The following is a 9499-nucleotide window of genomic DNA, read 5'->3' as shown; positions in this document are numbered from 1 at the left end:
CCAGTTCACATGCTGGATATTGGCGGACCGGGTATGATGTTAGCTTATGGTGTAGGTCGTTTAGGCTGCCAATTATCTGGCGATGGAGATTGGGGTATAGAAAATTTAAGTGCTAAACCTAACTGGTTAACTTGGTTGCCAGATTGGGCTTGGGCTTCTAAATATCCGCATAATGTGATAAATGAAGGTGTACCTATTGCCGGTTGCGAAGGTAAATTCTGCTTTGAACTAGCTAACCCAGTTTACCCAACACCTTTGTATGAGGCTGTTATTTGCATTTTACTTTTTGCTTTATTATGGGCAGTAAAAGACAGAATTAAAGCACCAGGTTTGTTATTCTCTATTTACTTGATTTTGAATGGTGTAGAGCGCTTTTTAATAGAAAGTATTCGTGTAAACTCTAAGTATGAAGTTGCAGGGCTTTCATTTACCCAAGCAGAACTTATTTCATCTGTTATGGTTATTTTGGGGATAGCTGGCATAGTTTGGTCTGTTAAAAATTATAAATCGGGAAGGGCGGTTGCCTAATGTCTGTTTTATCAAAATCAGAAACTTTAAATGCTTTCTATCAACATAAAATGGTGCGTTTTTTCCTTTCAGCAGGGATAGCTACCGTTGCCGATGTTTTGGTTTATTATACCATCATCAACTACATATTAAAACATCCAAGCATTCAATTTAACCAGTTTAGAGCAAGTGCACACGAGTTTACCTTAACCATTTCTTATTCGTTCGGTATCATTGTTAATTTCTTAATTACTAAATATACCGTATTTAATGAGTCTAGCTTAAAAGCCCGAAAACAATTTATACGCTTTGCCACTATCGCTTTTATTGGATTTTTTGCCAATTATGCTTTATTAAGATTTTTTGTAGAGCTATGTGGTTTCTGGCCTACGGCTGGGCGTATCAGTTCTGCTTTAAGTTTAGGTTTTGCCAGTTATTACATCCATAAATTATTTACTTTTAAAGTTCGTACCCATGCTTAACTATCAGGAATTGTGTGTTGAAGTTATCCGTATTGCTAAAGAAGCCGGAGCTTTTATCAGAAAAGAATCAGCATTATTTCAATCCTCAAAAATAGAATATAAAGGCACCAATGATATGGTTTCTTACGTGGATAAAACCTCTGAAGAAATGATTGTTTCAGCCTTAGCAAAAGTTTTACCTGGTTCTGGCTTTATTGCAGAAGAAGGTGTACACCAAAAAGCAGAAACTTTTAACTGGATTATAGACCCACTAGATGGCACCACCAATTTCATTCATGGCATTCCTGCTTTTGCGGTAAGCATAGCTTTGCAAGAAGGAGACGAATTGGTTTTAGGTGTAGTTTATGAAATTGGTAAGGACGAATGCTTTTACGCTTGGAAGGGAAGCGCTGCTTTCTTAAATGGCAAAGAAATAAAAGTATCTACAAATACTAAAGTAGCCGATAGCTTACTGGCAACAGGTTTTCCTTATTATGATTTTACCCGCAAAGATGCTTATATGGCTTTATTTGGCGATTTAATACAAAGCTGCCACGGTTTAAGAAGAATAGGAGCTGCTTCTGTAGATTTGGTTTATACAGCTTGTGGTCGTTTTGATGCTTATTTTGAATATAATTTAAAACCTTGGGATATTGCTGCAGGGATGTTTATTGTACAACAAGCAGGTGGAGAAAATTTTGATTTTGAAGGTGGAAAAAATGCTTTAAAAAATTGCGATATTGTCTCCACAAACAGACACATATCACAAGAATTATTAACCACTATAAACAAGTATTTTAAATCATGAAGAAGAAAATTTTATTAGGCTTACTGGCTGTTTTGGTCATCATACAATTTATCAAACCAGAAAAAAATATAAGTACTACACCATCTGTTAACAGTATACATAACAAGTTTCCGGCTAATGAGGAAACCATGCAGATTTTAAAAACTGCTTGTAATGATTGCCATACCAATAATACCGTTTATCCTTGGTATGCTAATATACAGCCTGTTGCCTGGTGGTTAGATAGCCATGTAGATGATGGAAAAAGACATTTAAACTTTGATGAGTTTTTAACTTATAAGCTTAAAAAGCAAGATCATAAACTAGAAGAATTAATAGAGTCTCAGGAAGACCACTGGATGCCTTTAGATTCTTATACTTGGATACATCAAGATGCTAAATTGAATGAAACACAAAGGTTAGCATTGGTAAATTGGGCAAAAGAAACACGTTTAAAAATTCAAAGCGATCCTGCTTTTGCATTAGAGGAAAGTAAAAAATAAAGAACATGTTTAATGGCTTCTATACAATATTCACCCACGTATCAATCGGCAAAAATTGTTGCTCCTAAAATATCAGAGCACTTTCTGCATCATATTGCTTTAGCTCATGATCAAGAGGCGCAAGATATAGCTACCATACCCAAGGTAAATATTATAGAAGCTATTATTGATGTATGCTTTTGGGCAAGTTTCAGAAGCGAGGAAGGCAAATACCCTCGTATTTCTTTAGCTTTTCTATCGCCAGAGCAAGCCTTGCACCCAGTTGTATTTCAAGAAAAATTAACTTTAAATGCTTATGTGCTTTCTAAACTAGCCCCAGGTATAGAAGGTGCTGGTATACATTTAGGTGTTTGGTTTCAAGATGGCGAACTTTTTGTTTGGGGCTCTACTACTTATATACCCGATTACTGTTTCGTATTAGATGTTTCTGAACCCGGTTTGCTGGTTATTAAGCATAAGAGGATTAATGGCTATGGAAAATTCACTAACGTAGTTATCCTCAAGGGCGATGAAATTAAAATAGTAAATGAAGATAGTGGAATATTACCAGATAGTCCGCAGATTTTAAAATCACTTTTAGGTTTTACTGCACCTTATTTAAGAAATGATACTACCAATATTCTTATCCAATTAGCAGTTTTTATGCGTTCTCATGGTAGAGGAGGTACTTTGCTATTAACACCTTCTGATGATGAACAGTGGAAACAATCATTAATATCACCTTTTCGCTATCAATTAAATCCACCATTTGAAGGTTTAGCTAATTTAATTTTAAAGGATGGCAGTAACATCAGCGAAAGCCTATGGATAAGTAAGTTAAAAAAAGAGGTTGACCATATTGCTGGTTTTACAGCTATTGATGGCGCAACCATCATGAATGATAAGTATGAATTATTAGCTTTTGGTGTTAAAATTGGTAAACGCGAAGGAAACAGTAGTGTAAAAAAAGTAGCTTTTATTGAACCTGTAATCGGGGGAGAGGCCTCCCTAATAGATATTGCCCAACTAGGTGGAACCAGACATCTTTCTTCCGCTCAATTTGTTTATGATAATCATAATTGCATTGCTTTGGTTGCATCGCAAGATGGCCATTTTACGGTGTTATCTTGGTCTATAACGATGAAATGCGTACAAGCCCATCGCATAGAAACTCTACTTTTTTAAACTCTTTTTGGTCGAGCTTTCATTAGTTGTTTCAAAAACAGAAACAGGTTTATTAGCCTTATCAGTATTTCTTTTCACTAGTAAATCTCTCTTAGCTTTCTGCTTTTTCCAATCTTTCCTGTTAGCTTGTGGTTCATCAAAAGTCATAGCTTAAATTTTAGTATGTTTAAAAATGAGTAAGTTAACGGTTAATACTGCTGTACCTAATAAAAACTGAAAGACATCACCAAAAGGTAATATTTTCAAAGAAATTATCCAGCTAGCAATACTTAAAATAGATAAAACATACAGCAAACTGGTGTACAAAACATGATGTTTGTCTTTACTCATTTCTTCACTTAAACTATGCTGATGCTTAGCAAAGTTTGTTTGCAGTGCGTTTTTACTTTTTAGGACTTTTACATTACCGATGATATTGATTTTCATGATGCTAAAATTTTAGTAGACTATTTATGATAATCGATAACTGTACCAAAAAATCTGTTTTTTAGGTTTTTAAGAAAATATATTAAAATGATGATTTAAAACACGTTTAGTATGCGGTTTTTATAAATTTTCATCCTCAATGATGAATTGTTTTAAAAAAAAATAGTACAGTAATTAATTTCCTCTTATCTTCGTGGCGTTATGGTTCTCGTTTTAGAACGAGATTAAAAGGGAATGAAGTGTAATTCTTCAACTGTCCCGCAGCTGTAAGCTCTTTAAGACTGCTTCTAAATTTTGCCACTGGTTTGATACTTAAAACTGGGAAGGCTGGAAGCAGAGAGTAAGTCAGAAGACCTGCCTAACGATTAAAAATTCATAGCTTTCGGGGATTGAAGCGTTTGAATGCGAGTACTACCACAAGGTATTTCCATTTCAAAACCAATTTTCTGTTTGCTGTGGGCTAAAACTCACAACAAAATGAAAAGAAAAAACATTTACGTTGCAGCAGGCCTAGGGCTTGTTCAACTGGCATTAGCAGATGCCCGGCTTTATGCGCAATCGCAAAAGCCCAGTTCTTTAAACGAGGTAGTTGTTACGGCTTCTCGTTCTCCAAAAAAAATCAGTGATATTGGTAAAATGGTTAGGGTAATCTCTAGAGAAGAGATAGAACGCTCACAAGGCAGAACATTACCAGAATTGCTAAACACTGTACCCGGTTTAAACGTTACAGGTAGCGGTAGTGCTTTAGGAGAAGTAAAATCAGTTTATTTAAGAGGAGCTTCTTCTGCCAATACGCTTATTTTAATAGACGGTATTCCAGTGAATGATGCTTCTGGAATTTCTGGTGAGTACAACTTAGCCGCAATTGCCATAGACCAAATCGAAAGAATAGAAGTATTAAAAGGTGCAAGCTCTACCTTATATGGCTCAGATGCAGTTGCTGGTGTTATCAATGTCATCACTAAAAAAGGAGAGGGTAAGCTTAAAACAAATGCCTTGTTAAGTGGTGGTACTTACAATACTTATAAACAAGCTGTTGGTCTTAATGGTAATATCAATAAAACAGCAGTAGCATTTAATTTTTCTAATTTAGATAGTAAAGGATTTTCATCGGCCCAGCCTTTAAACACACCTTCTCCATTCGAGAAAGACAAATTTAGTCAGCAAGGTTTAAGTCTTAATTTATCTCAATATCTCAATAGCACAGTAAAAATATTAGGTGGTTTACAACTTAATAATAATAAATCTGGTTTAGATGGTGGGGCTTTTCAAGACAATACTAATTATAACTACAATAAAGTAGCTTTATTAGGAAATATTGGCGTTAATGTAGCTTTAAGAAAAGGTAATTTAAGCTTAATAGCTAGCCAAAATAATGTATCTAATAAGTTTGATAATAATGGCGCTAATAGTTATTATAAAGGTAGTATTACCAATGTAGAAAGTATATTCTCATATAAAGTGAATAACTTTTTAGATTTAACATCAGGGGCTAATTATAAATACAGTGCTACCGACCAATTTAGTGGTTTTGGTGCGCCACTTACTGCCGGAAATGCTAATAACAATATCGCTAGTCTTTTTACCTCTCTATTCTTTAACGTAAAAGATGTTTTTAGGATGGAGCTAGGCGGTAGGTACAATAACCATAGCGCTTTTGGAGATAATTTTACTTATACTTTTAATCCTTCTGTATTACTATTCAATAGTGTTAAGGTTTATGGTAATATTTCTTCTGCTTTTAGAGTACCAAGTTTATATCAGTTAACCTCAGAATATGCAGACCCTAATGGATTAAATCCAGAAACATCTTTTAATTATGAGGCTGGCTTTAGTACAGATTTATTCCAGAATAAATTAAACATCAATACCAGCATCTTTTTTAGAGAGATTGATGATGTGATTGATTTTGGTTCTAGAGCAGATGGTAGCTTTGGTTATTTAAATCAGAACCAGCAAAATGATGAAGGTATAGAAACCGAAATTGGTTTTAAACCCCATAATAATTTAAGTATTAGCGCATTTTATGCTTATGTATATGGTAGGGTAGTTAAATCTCCGGGTACGCCGGGGGCTTTTAATCTTTCTAGAAGACCTGTAAATTCATCAGGCGCTAATGTGAGCTATAACTTGAACAAAAACCTTAGCTTTAGCCTATTGTACAAATGGACAGATAGTAGAAGAGATATTTATTACGATACCAATTTTAACGAACAAAATGTAGTTTTAACATCGTATCATAAGTTTGATGCCTATGTACAGTATAAAGCAAAGAAAAATATTACGCTTTTTGCAGATGTAAAAAATCTCTTTGATGCCAGATATAATGATTTTGCGGGTTATAATACCATGGGTACAAACTTTAATGCAGGTATAAGCTTTCTTTTTCAATAAGATTTAATAAATTTACCATCATAAATTATAATGTATGTCTTTAAATAAAATAAACGTAAGAAACTGGGTATTGGTAATGATGATTCTTGCCGCAGCTGCTACAAGATTTTTAAGCTTAGGCGAACAAACTGCTTGGTCTAATTTTACACCTGTTGGTGCAATTGCCATGTTTGGTGGTACTTATTTCACCAATAAATACAAAGCTTATTTAGTTCCTCTAATTACTTTGTTCATCAGTGATTTGTTTGTGACTTATTCTTATACAGGCGAATTTACTTTGTTTTATGATGGCTTTGTTTGGGTTTATATCTGCTTTGTAGCGATGGTATTTATTGGTAGCTTAATTAAAACAGTTAATGTAAATACTGTTTTGTTAGGTTCACTAGCAAGTGTTTTAATTCATTGGTTAGTTACTGATATTGAACCTTGGTTAGGTGGCACTTTATATAATAAAGACATTACAGGTTATTACCAATCTTTAATTGCAGCAATTCCTTTTGAGAAAAACCTATTGTTAGGAAACTTAGTGTTTGGTGCAGTTTTATATGGTGGTTTTGAATTAGCAAAATCTAAATTCACGATTTTAAAAAGTAAAAAAGAATTGGCATACTAATGCCAAATGTTATACCTTAAAGAGGTTGTCTAAATAATCGTATTTGTCACATTGAGCGGAGTCGAAATGTACTCTGAATTACTCAAAAAAGGCTTCGACTCCGCTCAGCCTGACAAAAAATGATGTTGTAAGACAACCTCTTTTTTTATGTTTAAAATTTAAGAACTATCATGATTTACTATATATCTGGGGGTGCCCGTTCTGGGAAAAGTAGTTATGCACAAAATCTTGCTTTATCTTTAACCAATAAGCCTGTTTATTTGGCTACAGCCCGTAATTGGGATAAAGATTTTGAAAAACGTATCATCAGGCATCAACAAGATCGAGATGAGCGCTGGGAGAATATAGAAGAAGAGAAATATCCCGCTAAAATTGATTTTACAGGCAAAGTAGTAGTTATAGATTGTGTAACCTTATGGCTTACCAATTTTTTTGTTGATACTAAATACGATGTAGAAGCATCTTTAGAACAAATAAAACAAGCTTTTGATGATTTAACACAACAAGAGGCTACTTTTATCGTCATCTCTAATGAATTAGGAATGGGCTTACATGCCGATACAGAATCCGGAAGGAAGTTTACCGATTTGCAAGGTTGGTGTAATCAATACATTGCTAGAAAAGCGGATAAAGCTATCTTTATGGTGTCAGGTTTACCGCTTTCACTCAAATAATTTATCCTATGAAAAAGATTATCGTTTTAACAGGTGCCGGTATCAGTGCAGAAAGTGGTTTAAAAACCTTTAGAGATGCTGATGGCTTATGGGAAGGTTACGCTATAGAAGATGTTGCTACGCCAGAAGCTTGGCAAAGAAACCCTGCTTTAGTACAGCAGTTTTATAATGAAAGGAGGAGGAGTGTTTTAGCTGCTCAGCCTAATGCGGCTCATCTCGCTTTGAAAAAATTAGAAGAAAAGTTTGAAGTTTTAATCATTACCCAAAATATTGATGATTTACATGAGCGAGCAGGTTCTTCAAATATGATGCATTTACATGGAGAAATTGTTTATGCCCGTTCTTCACAAAACCCGGCTTTGCTTTATAAACTAGACAAGCCAGATATAGAAATGGGTGAGTTGTGCGAGTTAGGCAGTCAGTTACGTCCGCATGTGGTGTGGTTTGGCGAGGCTGTACCCATGATTACCAAGGCTATGCATGAAATGCCTTTGGCAGATATGGTTATCTTAATTGGCAGCTCATTAGTCGTGTATCCAGCTGCTGGTTTATTAGAGCTTGCTCGTAAGGAGGTGCCTGTTTATGTGGTAGATCCTAAAATACCTGAAGTTAGAATCTCTAATCCATTGATTAAAATAGAAGAGAAAGCTAGCCTTGCTGTTCCTCTTTTAGTTGAAAAACTGTTGAAACATGAATAGGAAACCTTGTATTTTCAATTGGAGCGGCGGTAAAGACTCGGCTTTAGCTTTATATTATCTTTTGCAAAACCCAGATTATGAGGTTAAATATTTGGTGACTACTGTAAATGATAGTCTGAATCGTATTTCTATGCATGGAGTGCGAGAATCGCTTTTACTAAAACAAGCAGAAAGTTTAGGTATTCCATTATATCAAATTAGATTACCAGAAATGCCCGGTATGAAAGAATATGATGAAATCATGCATCAAAATTTAACCATCCTGAAAGAAGAAGGAATTACACATGCTGTTTTTGGAGATATTTTTTTAGAGGATTTAAAAGCTTACCGCGAATCGAAATTACAAGAAGTAGGGATGGAGGCCGTATTTCCACTGTGGAAGAAAGATACTAAAACGTTAATTCAAGACTTCTTGAATTTAGGTTTTAAAACCGTAATAGCTTGTACCCAAGAAAATTTAGGAGCTTATGCAGGGAAAGTTATTGATATAGCTTTCATAAACAGTTTGCCAGAAAATATAGACCCATGCGGAGAAAACGGAGAATTCCACACTTTTGTGTTTGAAGGCCCGATATTTAAAAACGCTATTACTTATACTTTAGGCGAGAAAGTTTTTAAAAGCTATCTAACTCCCAAAAATGAAGATGATGTTTGCTTCACTAAAGACGACAAACCCAAAAACCTAGGCTTCTGGTATGTTGATTTGGTAGGGTAGATGTACTAGTTTGTTAGGTGGTTAGTTGGTTAGTTTGTTAGGTGATTAGGGGGGGTAGTTTATTAGTAGGTTAGTTAGAGGGTTTAGTTCATTGGTTCACTGGATTATTAGGGCCTATAAAATTGTATAATCATTGGTTCATTAGTTGATTAGGGCCTATAAAATTGTATAATTAGTCTTAAAAACAAAAATTGCTTAAACTCTACAGAATTTAAGCAATTTGAATTTTTTAATTTTTACTTTAAAAAGCACTTTTTAATTTTCACTTTTGAATTTTCACTTTTCACTTTTGAATTTTCAATTAAATATACCCTAGAATCTTCAAAACTTGTTTACTGTTTTGCTCTTCGCCAAAAACCTCGTAGTTAAAAGTTTCGTCTCTATTTCTTCTGATGATAACATGCTTAGGGGAAGGTAATAAGCAATGGTGAATACCTCCATAGCCACTTAATACTTCTTGATAAGCCCCTGTATGGAAGAAACCTAAATACTGTACTTTACGTGTTTTAGGCATGAAAACGCTGTTCATGTGTGCTTCTTGGTTGTAATAATCTTGT

At 34.6% G+C, this 9499-nt stretch carries 12 protein-coding genes, 1 pseudogene and 1 riboswitch; of the genes and pseudogenes, 10 read left to right on the top strand and 3 right to left on the bottom strand.

Translation table 11 applies throughout. The annotated features are described in order from the left end of the window. The 5 genes from B2745_RS00700 to B2745_RS00680 form a co-directional block, all read left to right on the top strand. On the top strand, positions 1–528 hold a 528-nt coding region (locus tag B2745_RS00700; RefSeq protein ID WP_304062330.1), incomplete at its 5' end, for a prolipoprotein diacylglyceryl transferase. Positions 529–578: 50 nt separating this feature from the next. Next, the gene (locus tag B2745_RS00695; protein ID WP_304062327.1) at positions 579–989 is read left to right on the top strand and encodes a GtrA family protein; all 411 of its coding nucleotides are present in this window, start codon (positions 579–581) and stop codon (positions 987–989) included. Beyond that, positions 982–1776, top strand: coding sequence for an inositol monophosphatase family protein (locus tag B2745_RS00690; protein ID WP_304062325.1), 795 nt, complete (start codon positions 982–984; stop codon positions 1774–1776). The genes B2745_RS00695 and B2745_RS00690 overlap by 8 nt, the downstream gene beginning before the upstream one ends. After that, complete coding sequence (locus tag B2745_RS00685; RefSeq protein WP_026904921.1) at positions 1773–2258, top strand: heme-binding domain-containing protein; 486 nt, start codon at positions 1773–1775, stop codon at positions 2256–2258. Before B2745_RS00690 ends, B2745_RS00685 begins: the two co-directional genes overlap by 4 nt. Positions 2259–2270: 12 nt before the next feature. Next, the gene (locus tag B2745_RS00680; RefSeq protein WP_349681769.1) at positions 2271–3422 is read left to right on the top strand and encodes a putative sensor domain DACNV-containing protein; all 1152 of its coding nucleotides are present in this window, start codon (positions 2271–2273) and stop codon (positions 3420–3422) included. On the opposite strand, the gene B2745_RS00675 is transcribed toward B2745_RS00680, so the two are convergent. Next, positions 3411–3569 carry a hypothetical protein gene (locus B2745_RS00675; protein WP_304062323.1) on the bottom strand — a complete coding sequence of 53 codons (159 nt, stop codon included), beginning with the start codon at positions 3567–3569 and terminating at the stop codon, positions 3411–3413. The two genes, B2745_RS00680 and B2745_RS00675, sit on opposite strands and share 12 nt — an antisense overlap. A gap of 3 nt (positions 3570–3572) precedes the next feature. Beyond that, entirely contained in the window at positions 3573–3848 is a 276-nt protein-coding gene (locus B2745_RS00670) for a hypothetical protein (RefSeq protein WP_026904919.1), read from the bottom strand. Positions 3849–4032: 184 nt separating this feature from the next. Beyond that, positions 4033–4224, top strand: a riboswitch (cobalamin riboswitch). Positions 4225–4325: 101 nt separating this feature from the next. On the opposite strand from B2745_RS00670, the gene B2745_RS00665 reads away from it, so the two are divergent. The 5 genes from B2745_RS00665 (at position 4326) to B2745_RS00645 (ending at position 8942) form a co-directional block, all read left to right on the top strand. Further along, positions 4326–6242 carry a TonB-dependent receptor plug domain-containing protein gene (locus B2745_RS00665; protein ID WP_304062320.1) on the top strand — a complete coding sequence of 639 codons (1917 nt, stop codon included), beginning with the start codon at positions 4326–4328 and terminating at the stop codon, positions 6240–6242. A 34-nt stretch (positions 6243–6276) separates the two neighbouring features. Continuing rightward, complete coding sequence (locus tag B2745_RS00660) at positions 6277–6855, top strand: DUF6580 family putative transport protein (RefSeq protein ID WP_304062317.1); 579 nt, start codon at positions 6277–6279, stop codon at positions 6853–6855. Positions 6856–7025: 170 nt separating this feature from the next. Continuing rightward, the gene (locus tag B2745_RS00655) at positions 7026–7529 is read left to right on the top strand and encodes a bifunctional adenosylcobinamide kinase/adenosylcobinamide-phosphate guanylyltransferase (RefSeq protein ID WP_304062314.1); all 504 of its coding nucleotides are present in this window, start codon (positions 7026–7028) and stop codon (positions 7527–7529) included. 8 nt (positions 7530–7537) lie between these two features. Next, entirely contained in the window at positions 7538–8227 is a 690-nt protein-coding gene (locus B2745_RS00650; RefSeq protein ID WP_304062310.1) for an SIR2 family NAD-dependent protein deacylase, read from the top strand. Then, positions 8220–8942 (top strand): diphthine--ammonia ligase, encoded by a 723-nt coding sequence (locus B2745_RS00645; protein ID WP_304062308.1) that lies wholly within the window; start codon positions 8220–8222, stop codon positions 8940–8942. The genes B2745_RS00650 and B2745_RS00645 overlap by 8 nt, the downstream gene beginning before the upstream one ends. Positions 8943–9243: 301 nt before the next feature. Here the strand turns inward: B2745_RS00645 and B2745_RS00640 are convergent. Then, a pseudogene (locus B2745_RS00640) lies at positions 9244–9499 on the bottom strand (arginine decarboxylase); the annotation flags it as partial.

Origin of the sequence: Pedobacter glucosidilyticus (assembly GCF_002483235.1) — a bacterium.
Taxonomy (GTDB): domain Bacteria; phylum Bacteroidota; class Bacteroidia; order Sphingobacteriales; family Sphingobacteriaceae; genus Pseudopedobacter; species Pseudopedobacter glucosidilyticum_B.
This window is presented reverse-complemented; position numbering and strand designations above follow the sequence as displayed.